The organism is Symploca atlantica LB2515 (genome assembly GCF_052546295.1).
Map to the genome: position 1 here is coordinate 6,036,197 of NZ_JBQWMT010000001.1, position 17,789 is coordinate 6,053,985.

The 17,789-nt window shown below is 45.3% G+C and carries 21 protein-coding genes and 3 pseudogenes; 23 read left to right on the forward strand and 1 reads right to left on the reverse strand.

Annotated features, from left to right (window positions below):
* Nucleotides 1-49: 49 nt before the first annotated feature.
* From ACT7WV_RS25015 to ACT7WV_RS25070, 12 genes and pseudogenes are all read left to right on the forward strand, one after another.
* Nucleotides 50-217: a hypothetical protein gene (locus ACT7WV_RS25015; protein ID WP_445105466.1), complete on the forward strand. Its 168-nt coding sequence runs from the start codon at nucleotides 50-52 to the stop codon at nucleotides 215-217.
* Nucleotides 218-264: 47 nt separating this feature from the next.
* Nucleotides 265-384, forward strand: a pseudogene (locus ACT7WV_RS25020) (DUF302 domain-containing protein); the annotation flags it as partial.
* A 42-nt stretch (nucleotides 385-426) separates the two neighbouring features.
* Nucleotides 427-948, forward strand: coding sequence for a rhodanese-like domain-containing protein (locus ACT7WV_RS25025; RefSeq protein ID WP_463424203.1), 522 nt, complete (start codon nucleotides 427-429; stop codon nucleotides 946-948).
* 186 nt (nucleotides 949-1,134) lie between these two features.
* A complete protein-coding gene (locus ACT7WV_RS25030) occupies nucleotides 1,135-1,347 on the forward strand; it encodes a YgaP family membrane protein (protein ID WP_445105469.1) in 213 nt (70 codons plus the stop codon).
* A gap of 35 nt (nucleotides 1,348-1,382) precedes the next feature.
* Nucleotides 1,383-1,919: a cytochrome b6-f complex iron-sulfur subunit gene (gene petC / locus ACT7WV_RS25035; RefSeq protein WP_445105470.1), complete on the forward strand. Its 537-nt coding sequence runs from the start codon at nucleotides 1,383-1,385 to the stop codon at nucleotides 1,917-1,919.
* A gap of 92 nt (nucleotides 1,920-2,011) precedes the next feature.
* Nucleotides 2,012-2,689: a DsbA family oxidoreductase gene (locus tag ACT7WV_RS25040; protein WP_445105471.1), complete on the forward strand. Its 678-nt coding sequence runs from the start codon at nucleotides 2,012-2,014 to the stop codon at nucleotides 2,687-2,689.
* A 108-nt stretch (nucleotides 2,690-2,797) separates the two neighbouring features.
* On the forward strand, nucleotides 2,798-3,331 hold the full coding sequence (locus ACT7WV_RS25045; protein WP_445105472.1) for a DUF3122 domain-containing protein: 534 nt from the start codon (nucleotides 2,798-2,800) through the stop codon (nucleotides 3,329-3,331).
* A gap of 39 nt (nucleotides 3,332-3,370) precedes the next feature.
* Entirely contained in the window at nucleotides 3,371-5,866 is a 2,496-nt protein-coding gene (locus ACT7WV_RS25050; protein ID WP_445105473.1) for a plasma-membrane proton-efflux P-type ATPase, read from the forward strand.
* Between the two features lie 193 nt (nucleotides 5,867-6,059).
* Complete coding sequence (locus ACT7WV_RS25055) at nucleotides 6,060-6,572, forward strand: c-type cytochrome (RefSeq protein WP_445105474.1); 513 nt, start codon at nucleotides 6,060-6,062, stop codon at nucleotides 6,570-6,572.
* A gap of 208 nt (nucleotides 6,573-6,780) precedes the next feature.
* Complete coding sequence (locus tag ACT7WV_RS25060) at nucleotides 6,781-7,152, forward strand: SpoIIAA family protein (RefSeq protein WP_445105475.1); 372 nt, start codon at nucleotides 6,781-6,783, stop codon at nucleotides 7,150-7,152.
* Nucleotides 7,153-7,308: 156 nt separating this feature from the next.
* Nucleotides 7,309-7,464 carry a hypothetical protein gene (locus ACT7WV_RS25065; protein WP_445105476.1) on the forward strand — a complete coding sequence of 52 codons (156 nt, stop codon included), beginning with the start codon at nucleotides 7,309-7,311 and terminating at the stop codon, nucleotides 7,462-7,464.
* Between the two features lie 61 nt (nucleotides 7,465-7,525).
* Nucleotides 7,526-8,452 (forward strand): acyl-CoA desaturase, encoded by a 927-nt coding sequence (locus tag ACT7WV_RS25070; protein WP_445105477.1) that lies wholly within the window; start codon nucleotides 7,526-7,528, stop codon nucleotides 8,450-8,452.
* Here the strand turns inward: ACT7WV_RS25070 and ACT7WV_RS25075 are convergent.
* On the reverse strand, nucleotides 8,438-8,605 hold the full coding sequence (locus ACT7WV_RS25075) for a hypothetical protein (RefSeq protein WP_445105478.1): 168 nt from the start codon (nucleotides 8,603-8,605) through the stop codon (nucleotides 8,438-8,440). The two genes, ACT7WV_RS25070 and ACT7WV_RS25075, sit on opposite strands and share 15 nt — an antisense overlap.
* Before the next feature lie 196 nt (nucleotides 8,606-8,801).
* Here ACT7WV_RS25075 and ACT7WV_RS25080 point away from each other — a divergent pair, with 196 nt between their 5' ends.
* The 11 genes and pseudogenes from ACT7WV_RS25080 to ACT7WV_RS25130 all read left to right on the forward strand — a co-directional run bounded on the left by ACT7WV_RS25080 (nucleotide 8,802) and on the right by ACT7WV_RS25130 (nucleotide 17,526).
* Nucleotides 8,802-8,930 (forward strand): hypothetical protein, encoded by a 129-nt coding sequence (locus ACT7WV_RS25080; protein ID WP_445105479.1) that lies wholly within the window; start codon nucleotides 8,802-8,804, stop codon nucleotides 8,928-8,930.
* A gap of 12 nt (nucleotides 8,931-8,942) precedes the next feature.
* Nucleotides 8,943-9,077: pseudogene (locus tag ACT7WV_RS25085) on the forward strand (SpoIIAA family protein); the annotation flags it as partial.
* A 156-nt stretch (nucleotides 9,078-9,233) separates the two neighbouring features.
* Nucleotides 9,234-9,386, forward strand: coding sequence for a cation transporter (locus tag ACT7WV_RS25090; protein ID WP_445105480.1), 153 nt, complete (start codon nucleotides 9,234-9,236; stop codon nucleotides 9,384-9,386).
* Nucleotides 9,387-9,468: 82 nt separating this feature from the next.
* The gene (locus tag ACT7WV_RS25095) at nucleotides 9,469-11,007 is read left to right on the forward strand and encodes a phytoene desaturase family protein (protein ID WP_445105481.1); all 1,539 of its coding nucleotides are present in this window, start codon (nucleotides 9,469-9,471) and stop codon (nucleotides 11,005-11,007) included.
* Between the two features lie 63 nt (nucleotides 11,008-11,070).
* The gene (locus ACT7WV_RS25100; RefSeq protein ID WP_445105482.1) at nucleotides 11,071-12,351 is read left to right on the forward strand and encodes an FAD-dependent oxidoreductase; all 1,281 of its coding nucleotides are present in this window, start codon (nucleotides 11,071-11,073) and stop codon (nucleotides 12,349-12,351) included.
* A 138-nt stretch (nucleotides 12,352-12,489) separates the two neighbouring features.
* Complete coding sequence (locus tag ACT7WV_RS25105) at nucleotides 12,490-12,615, forward strand: hypothetical protein (protein WP_445105483.1); 126 nt, start codon at nucleotides 12,490-12,492, stop codon at nucleotides 12,613-12,615.
* Nucleotides 12,602-12,772, forward strand: a pseudogene (locus ACT7WV_RS25110) (APC family permease); the annotation flags it as partial. The gene ACT7WV_RS25105 and the pseudogene ACT7WV_RS25110, both read left to right, overlap by 14 nt.
* Nucleotides 12,773-12,878: 106 nt before the next feature.
* Nucleotides 12,879-14,096, forward strand: a complete 1,218-nt coding sequence (locus ACT7WV_RS25115) for an RNA-guided endonuclease InsQ/TnpB family protein (protein ID WP_445102131.1) — start codon at nucleotides 12,879-12,881, stop codon at nucleotides 14,094-14,096.
* Nucleotides 14,097-14,180: 84 nt separating this feature from the next.
* Nucleotides 14,181-15,293, forward strand: a complete 1,113-nt coding sequence (locus tag ACT7WV_RS25120) for an APC family permease (RefSeq protein ID WP_445105739.1) — start codon at nucleotides 14,181-14,183, stop codon at nucleotides 15,291-15,293.
* A gap of 94 nt (nucleotides 15,294-15,387) precedes the next feature.
* A complete protein-coding gene (locus ACT7WV_RS25125) occupies nucleotides 15,388-16,503 on the forward strand; it encodes a fatty acid desaturase family protein (RefSeq protein WP_445105485.1) in 1,116 nt (371 codons plus the stop codon).
* 105 nt (nucleotides 16,504-16,608) lie between these two features.
* Nucleotides 16,609-17,526, forward strand: a complete 918-nt coding sequence (locus ACT7WV_RS25130; RefSeq protein ID WP_445105486.1) for a polyphosphate kinase 2 family protein — start codon at nucleotides 16,609-16,611, stop codon at nucleotides 17,524-17,526.
* Nucleotides 17,527-17,789 lie beyond the last annotated feature (263 nt).

Genomic DNA, 17,789 nt, shown 5'->3' on the forward strand with positions numbered 1-17,789 from the left:
AGTTTGTAGTAATGGCTTAGATGGCATTCATAAAAAAAAGGAGATATCAATGATCAAGCAATTAGGGCTATGGATTGATCATCGCAAGGTCACTAATGAACTGCAAAAGCGGCTGGAAGAAAATCGGCTTGGAGCAAAGGTTGTCGGGGTTGAAACGGTTGATAATCTGACCGAACCTCAGCTTGCCGCAAAGATTCGGCAACACTTTACCCAATAGCCTTTGGCAAGAGAATCGAGTCAGAAGATAAAGATTGAGGTGAGCTTATGTATTACATCGTCGAGACTCAGAAATCATTCAGCCAGACAGCAGCAGACGTTGAAGCATCGGTTGTACATCATGGCTTTGGGGTACTCCATATCCACGACCTGGGGACAACACTTCGATGAAATCGGCTCAATTTTTTACTGGGAATTTAGAAGAAATTTATGAGTTTCAAGAAATCAATTCAGACCCTATTACTGGGCTTTGCACTATGTTTTTGCCTCTTGGTTGGTATTGGGCAAAACCCGATCATGGCGGTAACTCTTGCGGAGTTTGGATCGATATCTCAAGAAAGGAGGCAAACTCTGCCTGAAGAAACCCTCAATCTGGAGTCGGGAGTCGATCGCTTTCTCACGTCAATGCCAGCAGGCTACTACACGATCTCTAATGTCGATGGGTTGAAAAACCTATTAAAGAACCCTCAAACCCTGTTAGTGGATGTGCGAGAACCCTCTGAATATCGGTCAGGACATATCCCTAATGCGATCAATATTCCGCTCCGAACCTTGACTCAGAATTTGGATAAAATCGCGCATGATCGCCCCGTAGTTTTGTACTGTTCAACGAGCTATCGATCAGCAATGGGAGTGATGACATTGCACCTATTGGGCTATGAAAATGCCCAGGGATTTCCGCCAAGTTTTCCAGGCTGGAAAAATGCAGGAGAAGCGATCGCCAAATCATGACGCTGTGAGATTCGGCAGGAGAGACTGAGAAACAATACCAAAACAGTCAGTAATTGTTCCATCTCAATTAACTAGGGGTTAAACCAAGCGCGATCGCAGGTTGATAACGATAGTGATTTGATCGCACATTTTTAAATTACTATATACTAATATAGTAATTTAGTTACCTTGTTGGAGATTGCAACTATGAAAATGAATGTTGGTTCGCTTGATCGCCTGATCCGCTTACTGTTGGCTTCAGTGTTGTTTTATCTGGGACTGTTCCTTTACAGCGGTACAGGATTGGGTATTGGTCTAGTCGTTGCGGGTAGCGTCTTGCTGGTGACGGCTCTGGTCGGTTTTTGCGGTCTTTATAGCCTCCTGGGAATTCGTACCAGCCAGACCAATGAGCAACTTTAGAAGAATTCACTTATCAACTCTTTTGGAGATCCATCATGGACAATAGTCTTCCTCTCGAAAGTCCATCCCTATCCCGACGGCAACTCCTCAACTTCATCACCGGAGCAACTGTTGCTGCCACTGCTAGTTCCGCGCTCTACGTTGCCGGCAAATTCTTCATTCCCCCAGCAGAAACAACGGGAGCGGGGGGAGCCATTCTTGCTAAAGATATCCTAGGGCATCCAATCCCAGCTACACAAATCCTGACAGAGCCACCGGGAACCCGTGCCCTGGTTGCGGGTCTGGCAGGGGAACCCACTTACCTGATTGTCAAAGAAGATAACACCCTGGACAGTATAGGGATTGTTGATAACTGCACCCACTTGGGCTGCACCTTTCCCTGGAACCCGATGGATCAGCAGTTTCAATGTCCCTGTCATGGTTCCCGCTATGCCCCTGATGGGACGGTGGTACGTGGTCCGGCTCCTCTGCCGCTCAAGATTGTTCAGGTTGCAGTGATCGATAACAGCATTTTGATCTCGCCCTGGACGGAAACCGATCCCCGCACTGGGGAAAAGCCCTGGTGGGTATGAGGATGAAGTGATGGGGAGAGGGTTAGCAATCCCATCATCCCGTCACCCCATCACCCCATCACCCCCTCATCTTGGTAACTACTGGAATAACAATGGAACCCATTCGTATCTTTTACTTTTCCGATGTTCTCTGCATTTGGGCTTATATTGCTCAGATCCGTCTGGATGAGTTGAAAACAACCTTTCAAGACAAGATTGCGCTCGAACACCACTTCGTCCCTGTCTTTGGTGCTGCTCGTGAAAAGCTGGAGAACCGATGGCGGGATCGGGGGGGATTGCAAGGATACAGTAGTCATACTCAGGAGGTTGCAAAAAAGTTCGATCATATAACCGTTCATCCTGATATTTGGACTAAAGTTACGCCACATTCATCCACATCCTGTCATTTATTTCTCCATGCGATTCAACTACTAGAAGCAAAGGGTTTGGTAGAGCAATCGCAACAGGTATTTGAAAAAGCTATCTGGGCATTTCGAGAGGCGTTCTTTACCCAAATGGCGAATGTTTCTGACCGCAAGGTGCAGTTTGAAATTGCGGAGGAGTTAGGACTCCAGATCGCGGCTATCCAAGCTCAGATCGATAGTGGTGAGGCATACGCTCAGCTATCCAAGGATTTTGACTTGGTCAAAGAGTATACGGTTACGGTCAGCCCCACCCTGATTTTTAATGAAGGACGGCAGAGACTCAACGGCAATGTGGGCTACCGGGTCATCGAAGCCAATATTCGCGAGTTACTGCACAATCCTCCGGGTGAACAATCCTGGTGTTAGGGATATTAGGCGATCGCTTCTAGTTAATACACCACAACAATTGGGATTAAAATCCAAAATTTTCACTCTGGAATTGCAAGAGAGTTTAACTTTGTAAGGACTTTTATAATGGACTTTATCTACTTTAACAAGTTTAAAATTCGCCCGATGCGCTGGCTATTGGCTGCTTGGATCTGCGTTTTACTGGTTGTTTGCAGTCCCCTACCCGCTTTTGCTACTGTGACCCAAATCAAAGAATATCCAGGGCAGATGCTCTACCAATCCCGACAAAACCTGCGAGATCAGACCGGAAATTCCTGGCAGGCGATCGCTTTCAAGCGCATCCATCCTGAAGGTAGTTATACTGTCTCTCTGCGCGTAGTGGGCTTTCCTGGTGCGGTGGAATTAGATCACACTCAACCACTGAACCTAACAACATCTCTAGGCAAAACTCTAACCGCCAAGGATATTTCTAGCGAAATTTCTCTGGATATGCCAGCCCCAGCGAATGTCGCAGAATATGACATGAAATCTGTCCTACCGCAGTTGCAGGCGGAGATTCCCCTGAAATTAACCCTGCCAACCATCGGTGGAAAAGCTGTTAGTTTATCTGTTCCATCCTCTTTAGTTAAGGAGTGGCAAACCGTTGCCAGTCGTGAATAATTTGCTAAACCCTTGATGAATTAATTAAGGAGTCATCTCATGAGTGTATCTGCTGATCCAGAAACGCTTTCGCATCTATCGTTAAAAGAGCTGCAAAAGCAACTGAGTACGTCCAATCAGGGATTGAGCCAGACAGAGGCAAGCCAGCGACTATCGCAAGACGGCTACAACGAGTTACCCGAATCAACGGTCAGCCCAATAATGCAGTTCCTGTCGCACTTTTGGGGACCGATTGCCTGGATGATTGAAGCAGCGGTCATCCTTTCAGCCCTAGTCGGAGACTGGGTTGATTTTGGACTGATTCTAGCCCTGCTGATCGCCAACGGCGTAGTGGGGTTTTGGGAAGAATTTCAGGCGGGTAATGCAATCGCAGCTCTCAAAGCGAAACTGGCACTCAAAGCACGGGTAAAACGAGACGACGCTTGGACGACAATCCCGGCTCGCGAACTGGTTGCTGGCGACCTGATTCGGTTGCGTCTGGGTGATATTGTGCCTGCCGATACACGGTTTTTGTCAGGAGATCCGGCGCAGGTTGACCAGTCGGCATTGACGGGGGAATCTCTACCCGTAGAACACAAAGTGGGAGATGTGCTGTACTCCGGTTCTATCCTAAAGCAAGGAGAACTGGATGGCATTGTCTATGCCACGGGCGCTCGGACTTACATGGGGAAAACTGCCCACTTAGTGGCATCGGCCCAGACAGTCAGCCACTTTCAACAAGCGGTGTTGAAAATCGGTGATTACCTGATCGTAATTGCCCTAGTGCTGGTGGTGCTGGTGCTGATGGTGGCGCTGTTTCGGGGCGAGCCCTGGCTAACAACCCTGCGATTTTTATTGGTATTGACAGTTGCCTCCATTCCAGTAGCTATGCCCACGGTGCTGTCGGTGACAATGGCAGTAGGTGCCCAACAGTTGGCGAAAAAGGATGCGATTGTCAGTCGGCTAGCGGCAATTGAAGAGATGGCGGGCATTGATATTCTCTGTTCCGACAAAACGGGAACCTTAACCCTCAACCAGTTAACCCTGGGAGAGCCTTTCTGTGTGGGCAATACTGCTCCAGAAGAGCTAATTCTCAACGCCGCCCTGGCCTCGCGGGATGAAGATGGCGACCCCATTGATCTAGCTATCCTCACGGGACTGAAGCCTGACCAATCTCTCGGTGCCTATCGAATTGTCCACTTCCAGCCCTTTGATCCAGTAGGCAAACGCACCGAAGCTACCGTTGAAACCGCCGATCGCGATCGCCTTAAAGTCAGCAAAGGTGCACCACAGGTGATTCTGGCTCTTTCAACCAATGCCGATCAGGTGCAGCCTCAAGTGGATAACGCGATCGCAGAGTTTGCCCAACGCGGCTTTCGATCCCTGGGGGTTGCTCGGACTGACTCCCAGGAAAACTGGCAGTTTTTGGGTGTACTGCCGTTGTTTGACCCACCCCGCAGCGACTCCCAGCAGATGATTGATGCGGTGTACAAGTTAGGGGTTAACTTGAAAATGTTGACGGGAGATCAGCAAGCGATCGCGCGAGAAACCGCCCATCAACTGGGACTTCAGGGAGATATCCTCGATGCCAGCCTGATGGAAAAAGTCGCTCCTCACCAGGCCGGACAGGTTGCTGATGCGATCGAAGCTGCCGCCGGGTTTGCCCAGGTCTTCCCGGAACACAAATACCATATTGTGGAAGTCTTGCAGCAACGGGGACACCTCGTGGGCATGGCTGGAGATGGTGTTAATGATGCCCCGGCACTGAAAAAAGCCGATGCTGGGATTGCCGTTTCGGGAGCCACCGATGCCGCCCGCGCCGCTGCCGATATTGTTTTGCTCACGCCGGGACTCGGTGTAATTGTGGAGGCAATTCAGGAAAGCCGCCGCATCTTCCAGCGTATGAACAACTATGCCATTTACCGGATTACTGAAACCATCCGGATTTTGTTGTTTATGACCCTTTCCATTCTGGTCTACAACTTCTATCCCGTGACCGCCATCATGATCGTGCTGCTGGCACTGTTGAATGATGGGGCTATTATTTCCATTGCCTACGATAACACCCGTCCAGCCAAGCGTCCCGAAACTTGGAATATGCCCGTTGTACTGGGACTAGCAACCATCCTGGGGATAACTGGGGTAGTCGAATCCTTTGGGCTATTGTATTTGGGGGAACAATATTTTCACCTCGATCGCAGCATTCTGCAAACGCTGATTTACCTGAAACTTTCGATCGCCGGACATCTGACTATTTTTGTGACGCGCACTAAGGGACCTTTCTGGTCGATTAAACCCGCTCGAATTTTGCTAGCCGCCGTCCTGGGAACCCAAATACTCGCAACCCTAATTGCTGTGTATGGCATCTTTATGACCCCAATCGGGTGGGGTTGGGCAGGGTTGATCTGGGCTTATGGGTTGATCTGGTTTTTGATTGAGGACTGGGTGAAACAGCGTGCCTACGGTGTGTTTAACCACGATCAGCCAGTCTATATCACCTACAGCTTAAGGAAGCTGCATCAATGGTTTTCCCATCCCCATTTACGGAAATCCTAATAAATATCGTTATTTTTCAGGTTTTTAATACCCGCCCATAGATCACACACTTTCTTTCTCAATTTTGGAGTCTCCCACCATGAAACCTTTGAAACCTTTGAAACTTTTTATTCGGCGATCGCTCAGACCCAATAGATTTATCCCAGTTTGGTTATTTACCAGCATGCTGATCACGATCTTGCTCTATTCATGTATGTCACCGTCACATATGGTTAACAGCGGCCAGATAGATCACTCTCGACAAGTTGCCACATCGTCGCAAAATGGCAACTCAACAATGGCACAACAGCAAACATTTGCCTCTAATGGTGAGCGTATTTATTTCACAGCGGCAAGCGATCGCAGTACGAATATTACTCCTACTGGTGTGTCTTCATCGAATGGAATGATGGGGAATGGAGGAATGATGGGCAATGGCACACAGAGAGGAATTATGGGGAATGGCTTCCTAACCTGTGCCTCCTGTCACGGCTCCGATGGGCGTGGTGGTGAACATACGATGATGGGAATGCAGACAACAATAAATGCCCCTGACATTCGTTGGTCAGCCCTAAAGGATGAATTCGATGATGACGAAAAATTCCGTTTGGCGATTACCAAAGGTGAAGACCCTGACGGCGAAAAAATGTTGAGCAGGGATATGCCACGCTGGCAAATTGGCGATGAAGATTTAGCCGACTTGATCGGTTTTCTCAAGACATTATAAAACCAGAATTTGCGGCGATCGCATATCGGAATACATAAGGTTTAAATATTTATACCAAATCGATCAATAACAACTACAAATTGAGGATACTCCCTAACCCTCCTCACTAAAACTCCGGTTGTTAAGGGGGGAAGCCGATAGGCGGGGGGATTAAGGCTTGATATGTAGCAATGAATTAACGAATTAGTATTATTTTAGGAGTTCTAAAATGTTTAAAATTCTGACAGATTTCCCCGAGCAAGTCTTAGCTGTTTCCGCCGTGGGTAAGATCACCGCCGATGATTATGAAAAAGTGCTGATGCCGATGGTGGAAGAAAAGCTCGCAAAATATAAGAAAGTGCGTCTTCTTTATCATATTGGCAAGGAATTTAGTGATTTTTCGATGATGGCACTTTGGGATGATGGTAAATTTGGGTTGGCGCATTACCATGAATGGGAACGGGTTGCGGTGGTCACGGATGTAGGCTGGTTGCGCCGTATGATATGGGCTTTTAAATGGCTGATTCCGAGCAGGTTTAGATTGTTTCCGAATGCGGAACTAGAACAGGCTAAGCAATGGATCAGTGGCGATCGCCAATAATGTTTAGGGTAAATATAATCACAATTTATTGCTAAGCGAAAGGGAGCTTTATTTGGCTTCAAACTATAGCCCAATCAATTCGCAACACTACTCAAAAAATAACTATTTAATACTTATGAAACTCCAACTGAAAGTTTCTGACATGAGCTGTGTTGGTTGTGTGATGCCATCACAAACGCGATCAAAACAGTCGATGCAAATGCTTCCATTCAGAGTGATCTAAAAACCAAGATTGTATTGGTAGAAACTGAATCTTCTGAATCAGCCATTAAGAAGGCGATCGCCAATCCCCGACAAAATCACAAAGCCTAAGGTTTGTAAAAAACTCAAAAACAAGCTTTCATAGCAAGGTCAGTACGTTAAGCAGTCAAGTATGTTGACTGAAAACCCTCCCAAGAACGCAAACCTAATCCCTGAAAGCATCTTGCCGAAAAAAGAAAAGAGAAATTACTCCAAACTGACCCTAATCGGTTATGCCATAGGTCCCCTTTTGATCATCCTTTGTCACTTTGGCACATTGATTCTGCTGTCTACTGGTCTTAGCTTTGGAGGAGGATTATGGGTACTGTTTTGGTATTGGCTCCGTATGTTGGGGACAACTAGCATTTACCATCGCTTACTTACCCACAGATCTTATCAAGCGCCCATTTTAGTGAAATGGATCGGTACTTTTATTACCGCCTCAGCAGGACAAATGGGGCCGAGTTGGTGGAAATCCCATCATCTTGATCACCATCGTTTCAGTGATCAAGCGAATGATCCCCATAACTCGAACAAAGGATTTTGGTGGTCCCATTACCGCTGGTTAATCTCTCCGAATACATTCCCGAATCATTTACCGGCTGATATCGAACAGGATATTGTGTTGAAAACGATTGATCGCCTGCATTTTGTACCGTTAATCACCCTCGGTGGCTTTTCATATTGGGTGGGTGGATTGGAATATTTAGGGGCTTTTTTCCTGAGTACGACAATACTTTTCCATGGGGTCGCCCTTGTGAATTCGGTTTGCCATAAGTTTGGCGATCGCCCATTTGAAACGGGTGATAAGAGCACGAATAACTGGGTTGTCGCGATTTTAGCCCTTGGGGAAGGATGGCACAGTGTGCACCATGCGTTCGAGTGGTCAGCAAGGCACGGGATAACCATTACAGAGGGCAAAGTAAGGTATCTTCCCGATTTCACCTACTGGTTTATTCAGGCACTTCAGTGGGCGGGACTTGCCTCGAAGGTAAAACTACCACCTGAAGCGAAGTTGCTAGCTGCATCAGTAAAATCTGGCAGTTCAGTGGCGAAGTAGTCCGGTTTGTCGCCACGATAAATCGCCTTGAAATTCAAGCATTACAGGAATTACCACGTTGGAGGAGACGGTCTTAATCGCTCCCCTTTTTTTTGGAAAATTTTTGGCAATCCGGCGATCGCCATTGCTTAGGGGATGACAAGTTTGCGCCAAAATCAGGCTAATTCTCTGCCCAAGTTTCGCCTTGGTTGTGCTTTAAAAAGGACACTTTTTCATTTTATGCTCAATAAAGTGCGACTTTTATCGGTGTTGTTGCGAAATGATGGGGATGGGCGTGCAAACTGTGGACTTTACTAATGTCTACTGGTCAGCTTGAAAGGATGAATTTGATGGGGATAAAAAATGGCGTTTGGCGATCGCCACCGATGCTCATCAAAAAGTACGTTTTCTTTATCATAATATTGGCGATGAATTCCGTGATTTTTTAATGATGGCACTTTGGGATGATGGCAAATTTGGGTTGGCGCATTATCATTAATGGGAACGGGTTGCGGTAGTCACGGATGTAGGCTGGTTGCGCCGTATGATATGGGCTTTTAAATGGCTGATTCCGAGCAGGTTTAGATTGTTTCCGAATGCGGAACTAGAACAGGCTAAGCAATGGATCAGTGGCGATCGCCAATAATGTTTAGGGTAAATATAATCACAATTTATTGCTAAGCGAAAGGGAGCTTTATTTGGCTTCAAACTATAGCCCAATCAATTCGCAACACTACTCAAAAAATAACTATTTAATACTTATGAAACTCCAACTGAAAGTTTCTGACATGAGCTGTGTTGGTTGTGTGATGCCATCACAAACGCGATCAAAACAGTCGATGCAAATGCTTCCATTCAGAGTGATCTAAAAACCAAGATTGTATTGGTAGAAACTGAATCTTCTGAATCAGCCATTAAGAAGGCGATCGCCAAAGTTGGCTACCCGGCTAGTTAGTCCAGTGCAAGGATTTCTGACTCCAAGTTCAGAGCCTCTTACTGAATGGCTAAAGATGTTTATTGTTTGAGGAAATCGAGATATGAAACCAGATTACTTGATTGTCGGTAGTGGTTTATCAGCATTGACCTTTGGGGCTTTGATGGCCAACTCTGGCAAGACAGTGCAAATTCTTGAAGCCCATGAGCATCCGGGTGGTTATGGACATACCTTTACGATGGCGAGGAAATATACGTTTAACGCGCAATTTCACTATGTCTGGGATTGCGGCGAAGGGCACACTGTTAACAAAGTACTCAAAAAACTGGGCTTGGATCAGGAAATAACCTTTGAGCGGTATGACCCCAAGGGCTTTGACCATATGCGAATGCCTGGTTACGCCTTGGACATTCCCTCGGAACCAGAAGAACTAATCCAGCGATTATCTGCACTGTTCCCTGACCATGGCGATCGCCTTAGCAAATTCATCAACGACGTAGAAAAGACTGGCGCAGGTTTGAAAAAGCTATCTCCGCCAATCAAGCTAATGGAACTACTCAAACAGCCAATTGAGGTATTCTGCACCGTCCAGTATCTCAACAGCACACTTCAAGATGTATTTGATAAGTTTCAGCTACCCCAAGCTGCCCAAACCCTATTAGCTCTGCAATGGCCTGATTTTTTACTACCTCCAGATCAACTCTCATTTTATGCTTGGGTCATCTTGTTCCGAGGCTATCAAGCAGGGGCTTTTTATCCAACTCAACATTTTGAAAGCGTGATCAATGCGTTGGTCAAAGTGATCGAATCCCACGGAGGACAGGTGCTGCTCAACCATGAAGTCACGAATTTTAGAATCACAAATAGAACAGTGACAGGAGTTGAGGCGATCAATCTCACCACCCATCAAACCCATGAATTTACGGGTGATACTGTGATTTGCAATATTGATCCCAAAAGAGCCGCCAAGATGATTGGGATCGAAAAATTCTCTAAAACTGTGCGCCGCAAACTGGACTATGAATATTCAGCATCAAACTTTATGGCGTACTGCGTCGTTAAAGATATTGATCTGCGGGACTACGGTTTTGGCAAGTGGAATCTCTTTCATACGGGGCATCAGGATCTAAATGAAGCCTTCGCCCAAATGTACGATCGCCATGATTTTTCTAATCCTAGTTTTGCGATTACAACGCCTACTTTATTGACAGCAGCGAGTCGGGACTGCCCCGAAGACTGCCAGATTGTGGAATTTCTGACCGTGGCGAATTATGGCTACTTCAATCAATTACGGGAGAGCGATCGCAAAGCTTATAAGCAGAAAAAACAAGAAATCTTGGATTCTATTCTTGATGTTGTGGAAAAAAACTATGTGCCTAATTTTAGAAAGCATATGGTCTTTCATATCACGGGCAGCCCTACTACTAATGAGCGTTTTTGCTGGAGTCCTAGTGGCAACTCCTACGGCTCTAGTTTAACTCCCCAAAATATGGGTCTGGGGCGATTAAATCACGAAACCTCACTCGAACAGTTCTATTTCTGTAATGCCTCATCTGGCTATCCGGGCTTTGCTCCCACAGTTTGGACAGGTGCATTGCTCTATCAACGATTATCTAGTGATCTGATCTTAGGCGATCGCTAAATAGCAACAGCAAAACAAACAAACATCTATCTAATATTCATGTTATTTATCTGAAGGTAAATTATGAGAATCGCTATTATTGGCGGCGGAGCTAGTGGCATGGTTACGGCCTACTTGCTCGACAAAGAAGGACATCAAGTTACTGTGTTTGAGAGGCAGCCGATATTGGGAGGACATATTCGGACGCTGAATAAAAATGTGAAGCCAAACCAAGCCGATTGTGATCAAGTTTTGGAAAGTGGTGTGCTTGAATTTCCGACTGCATTTTATAGCTTTATGGCGTTGATGAAAGAGTTAGATGTGGAGCTAGAACCTGTCAATGTTGGTTCAGCCATGTTTCTCAAAGATGGTAGCCACTTTTTATCGGGAGTGGCGATCGATAAGAATTTTTCAGGTTTCCACGCCCTAATCGAACATTTACGCCTCGATACTATCTACGCCCGTTCTGCTGGAGTATGGTTAAAAGTGCGATTTGCGAATGTGCAAGATTTCTATAATCAACCGCTATCGACCTACCTGAAACGCCCTTGCAGTCGCAATACTTGGCTGAAATTACTAGTTATGTATAGCTACTCAATCCCATTTGAACTGATTGATGATTTCCCCGCAGAGTTAGCAATTCCGATGCTACTCGACTATATCTCAGTCAATTGGGTCAGGGTTAAAGGCGGTGTGTATACTTATATCGAAAAAATCTTGGCACGATTTAAGGGTGATATTTTACTGAATGCAGAGATTGCTCGTATTTCCAGAAGCTTGGATGTTGTGAAAGTTGTGCGAACGACAGGTGAGATGCGGGAATTTGATAAGGTCGTATTTGCGACATCACCTGACCAAGTGATGGCTTTATTAGCAGACCCAACCGAGGCGGAAACTAAACGATTTTCTGCATGGAAAGCAAACCATATAACCAGCATCGTTCATCGCGATAGTTCTATGTACGCCCCCCATGATATTAAAACACCTTCAGAATTTGATTTCTTCCAGACAAAAACTAGCTGGGGTTATAACGGCTACTTGAATCAACTTTGCGGCATCTCCTCGTCACCTCAACATCATTTTTTATCGTTCCAATTGGAAGAATTGATTGCGGGCGATAGCGAGGCGCTGCTGCAAGCAGATCGCATTATTCACACACAGGAACACCACACGCCGTTATATACCACTGAGTCTTTTCGATACCGAAATGAAGTGGTTGCCACGAATGGCGAGAATAACACTTACCATGCGGGAGCCTATCTTGGCGATGGCTTGCATGGAGGGGCGATCGATTCAGCTTATCGAGTTGCTCAACTGATTAGTTTGAATAAACCTCAACTTTCCCCACAGTTAGCTAGAGCTTAAGTTTGGGCTTTTAAATGGCTGATTCCGAGCAAATTTAAATTGTTTCTGAATGCCGAATTAGAACAAGCGAAGCAATGGAGCTGTGGCGATCGCCAATGAGGTTTAAGACAAATAGAATTACAATTTTTTGTGAAAAACATGACAGATCAACAGCAACACGCAGGACACGATAACCGCAAAGGGCTGCAAGAAAGTGAATCTCGTGGGGAAAGGGCGATCGCCTGTAGAAACTATACGAGGCAAGTTAAAAATGGCAGAGCGTAACATGGGGTTTTGGTCAGTGGTTGCCGTCGGCATCGGTGGCATGGTGGGTGGCGGCATCTTCGCCGTTTTGGGGTTGTCGGTGCAGTTAGCTCAGGGAGGCGCACCGTTAGCATTTGCGATCGCAGGTGTTGTTGCCTTACTCACTACCTATGCTTACCTAATTCGGCAAGAAAGCTCCCGCTATAATCTCTGATTTAGCGGTGAGATGAATTGCCAGTGAAAAGCACTTGTGCTAGTATTTTATCGTGGTTGTTAAGTGATAAATGCTAGTCTACGAAGCCAAGTTAAAGGGAAATATAAACCAGTACGAGAGGCTAAACGAAGCCATTCGCACTGGTTTGTTTATCCGTAATTCTTGTCTTCGTTTTTGGGAAGATGGCAACGCCAAGAGTCGGAACGACTTATACAAATACGTCACGCGATTAGCCAGAAATACAGACTTCCCTTGGACTAAAAACCTTAACTCACAAGCTCGTCAAGCTATGGCAGAGCGTACTTGGGCAGCTATTTCTAGGTTCTTCGATAACTGCAAAAAGCAGATACCAGGCAAGAAAGGCTACCCAAAATACAAGAAAAATAGACCCGCCCACGGCTCAGTAGAATACAAAGTCACGGGCTGGAAGCTGTCTGAAAATCGAGACAGAATAACCTTCACTGACGGCTTCAATGCTGGCGAGTTCAAACTCTACGGCAGTCGAAACTTAAACTACTACCAACTTGAGCAAATCAAGCGAGTCAGGGTAGTACGTAGAGCTGACGGTTTTTATGTCCAGTTTTGTATCGACTATGACCGGACTGAGGAGAGACAGCCAACAGGTAAAACTGTAGGACTTGATGTTGGCATCTGTGCTTTCTACACAGACTCTGATGGTAACAAGATTGATAGTCCCAAGTACCTGAGAAAGTCTGAAAAAGCCCTAAAGCGCCTACAGAAGCGAGTCTCTCGAAAGTTCAAGAAAGGTCAGGCTCAGTCAAGTAGCTACAAGAAAGCCAAGCAAAAGCTTGCAAGAAAGCACCTCAAAGTAAGTAGGCAACGTAAAGACTTTGCAGTTAAGACTGCATTGTGCGTAATCCGGTCTAACGACTTGGTAGCCTATGAAGACTTAAAAGTGCGAAATATGGTGAACAACCACAAACTAGCTAAGTCTATTTCTGATGCTAGTTGGACGATGTTTAGGACTTGGGTGGAATACTTTGGGAAGGTATTTGGCACGGTAACCGTGTCCGTACCTCCCCACTACACTAGTCAAAACTGCTCTAATTGCGGCGCAACCGTCAAGAAATCGCTTAGTACTAGAACTCACAAATGCGGTTGTGGAACTGTATTAGATCGTGATGAAAACGCGGCGAAAAACATTCTCAAATTAGGACTACGTACCGCAGGGCATGCGGGAACATTCCAGGAATACTGGACCAACGCTTCCGGACAGATGAGCCTCTTTTGTCTTGATGAAAATCAAGATACTAAGTTCGCTGGTTGAAGGAAGAATCCCCCGCTATAACCCTTCGCTTTGCTCGAGGGCAAGCCTTTGATTTAGCGGCGGGAGTGTCAAGTCCAACTCTCGATCGCTTTCCCAAGTCGAGGGGGAACTGTCACCTTTTTAAATAAAGCCTTTGGCACAGGCGTTCTGACAGGGGGAATGAACCTATTGCTGTGGCTGAGTTACATCGTGATGCTTTCTCTCTACGCATCTGCATTTGGCAGCTACGGTGCAGTGTTTTTCCCAGAGTCTGCCCAAGTCTGGATCAGGCATCTGCTCATCAGCGGGGCGATCATCGGCATTACTGGGCTTAACTTTCTTAGCGCTGATTTGATTGGTAAAGCCGAAAGCTGGATTGTTGCCTTCAAACTGATCATCCTGGGCGTATTTATTGGCATTGGTGCGCGAGGCGTTGATTTGGCGCAATTGCAACCCTCTACTTGGGCTTCGCCGCTGTCGATCATTTCAGGCGGCATGATTATTTTCTTAGCGTTTGAAGGCTTTGAGTTGATGGCCAACACCGCCGAAGATGTAAAGCATCCTGAGCGTACATTGCCTCGTGCTTATTATTCAGCGGTTGTATTTGTGCTGTTGCTGTACATTCTGATTGCAGGCATCACCGTAGGCTCTTTACCGACTGAACAAATCGTTGCGGCTAAAGAATACGCATTGGCGGCGGCGGCTAAACCATTCATGGGGCAGGCTGGTTTTAGTTTAATTGCGATCGCCGCTTTACTCTCAACGGCTTCAGCCCTCAATGCCACACTTTACGGCACCTCACGCCTGAGTTTTATCATTGCTAAATCTGGAGAGTTACCCACTTCGTTAGAAAAAAAGATCTGGAATCAGCCCGTTGAGGGGTTATTAATTACCAGTGGCTTAACCCTAATTATTGCTAATGTGTTCGATCTCTCTGGCATCTCGACAATGGGCAGCTCAGGCTTTTTACTCATTTTTGCGGCTGTCAACTTTGCTAATGTGCGGCTTTATAAACGAACTAATAGCTATCGATGGATTTCATTTTTGGGTACTGTTGCCTGTCTAGCTGCTGTCGTGGTGCTACTCGCTCAAACCGCCCAAACAAATCCGAGAAATCTCTGGATCGTGATTTTAATGGTAGCTCTGGCATTTGCGATTGAGATCGTTTATCGACAACTAACCAATCGTGAAATTCATCTCAGCGATCGGCGTGATTGAGATAAATGGTGGTGACAGCTCCCGTTATGGTATACAAATTTAACGAGGGAGAACATGCGCGATATTAATATTTGAGAGTTAAATACAGTACAAGATGCAAGTCAATAAATCTCATCAGTCTGTGGTTCTGGAAAAAGAGACAGCAAAAAAATTGAAGTTTGGCAAGAATAGTGGGTTTAAGACGGAACTAAGACGAAGGGTTGACGAATTTTTTCAAAATCCAGATCGCAAGGCTCGTGATTGTCCGCAAATGTATGCGAAAACCATTATCTTGTTGTTTAGCTTTTTCGGATTATATTCTCTATTGGTTTTGGTAGCTCAGACATGGTGGCAGGTAATTCCCTTGTGCATTATGCTCGGTGTCGTTACCGCAGGCATTGGTTTTGGTATTCAACATGACGGCGCACATCACGCATATTCCGATTCGCTATGGGTTAATAAACTCATGGCGATGAGTTTAGATTTGATTGGCGGCAGTTCTTATATTTGGCATTGGAAGCACGATGTTCTCCATCATACCTATACCAATATTGCTGGTTATGACATGGATTTGGAGGTGGGAATTTTGGGGCGACTTTCTCCTTCTCATCCGCACTTAGCCTTCCATCGTTGGCAACATTATTATTTGTGGTTGTTGTATGGATTGCTAGCGATTAAGTGGCATTTTTATGATGATTTTTATTGTCTGATCGCTGGCAAAATTGGCGATCGCCGCTATCCACGTCCTAAGTCCAGTAATCTAGTGATATTTTTTGGTGGCAAACTGGTATTTTTCGCGCTTGCCTTTGCGATTCCGTTACAATTTCATGCGCTATGGCAAGTTTTAGGGAGCTATGGATTAGTAGCTGTCACCTTGGGAGTAGTGCTGAGCGTAGTATTTCAACTAGCGCATATGGTCGAAGAAGCCGATTTTCCATTACCAATTGCCGAGGTGAGTCTCATTGAGAAAGATTGGGCGGTGCATCAGATCGAAACAACGATAAACTTCTCTCGGAATAACCATTTGATGACATGGCTTCTGGGTGGATTGAATTTCCAAGTCGAGCATCATTTATTCCCCAATATCTGCCATATTAACTATCCTGAACTATCTAAAGTCGTGGAGCAGACTTGTCGAGAATATGGAGTGGGATATAACCAACATAGTTCTTTTTGGTCAGGATTATCATCCCATTATCGTTGGCTACGAAAAATGGGAACTACTTTTTAGATTTTTTGAGTCTTTTTCGGAGCGATAGATATATGAAATTGGTATAAGGTATTAGCCTACTTTTGCAATTTTTTTGTCTTGTACTAAAATTTGAGAGTCAAAAACATGACAGATAATCAATCTAATAACTTATTCCCAATCAAAAAACTTGACGATTTAATTCGTCCTTTTATTGTGCCACCAGGGCAGAAGATTTCCCTTACTAAAGACTATGACCCAGGCTACAAAGCTGATCACCTCAAAAAGTCGAAAGCTAAAGGTAAATTAAAGGAAGGTATTGAGGCTTTAGCTGAATATCAGGATGTTCTCTATGCCCAAAACACCCATGCTGTCCTAATCATCTTTCAGGCTATGGATGCGGCTGGTAAAGATAGTACCATCAAGCACGTTATGTCTGGGATTAATCCTCAAGGATGTCAGGTGCATAGCTTTAAAGCGCCATCTACAGAAGAGTTAAATCATGACTATTTGTGGCGATGTTCTAAGGCTTTGCCCGAAAGAGGACGAATTGGAATTTTTAATCGCTCTTATTACGAAGAAATCTTAGTAACAAGAGTGCATCCAGAAATCCTAGAGCAGCGACCGCTCACTGTTAGTTTAATTGATAATGATATTTGGAAGCGCCGCTTTGAAGAAATCAACAACTTTGAGAAGCATCTGGTTAATAACGGGACGATTATCCTCAAGTTTTTCCTCAATGTATCCAAAGAGGAGCAGAAAGACCGTTTTCTAGAACGGATTAATCGCCCTGAAAAGAATTGGAAGTTCTCTGTAAATGATGCGAAAGCGCGTAGTTTTTGGGATGACTATATGAGTGTCTATGAGGATATGTTCAATCACACGAGTACAAAATATGCTCCCTGGTACATTATCCCCGCCGATCACAAATGGTTTACTCGTCTGGTTGTAGCAGGCATCATTTACACTCAGTTAAAGGAACTGAACCTCAAGTATCCTACGCTTAGCAAAGAGCAACATAAGGAACTTTTAAAGGCGAAGGAAATTCTGGAGAGTCAGAAATAAGGATGAGAATTGGTTGATTATTAGGCGATCGCTATTCCTGTGAGTCGTGATTTTTAGGCGATAGCGAAGCGCGATCTAGGAATCGCTCTTAGGATAACGTTTTAATTGAGGGGCAAGCGATCGCGGCACAAACATTACTTATGCTTTATTTGGCAAAATGCAACTTTGTAGAGTGTACTGCTAGAGAGTAGCGCATAAACAGTTAGCACCAAGCAGCTTAAATGCGTCGTATTAAATTAATAAGCCCTACAAGATAGGCGATC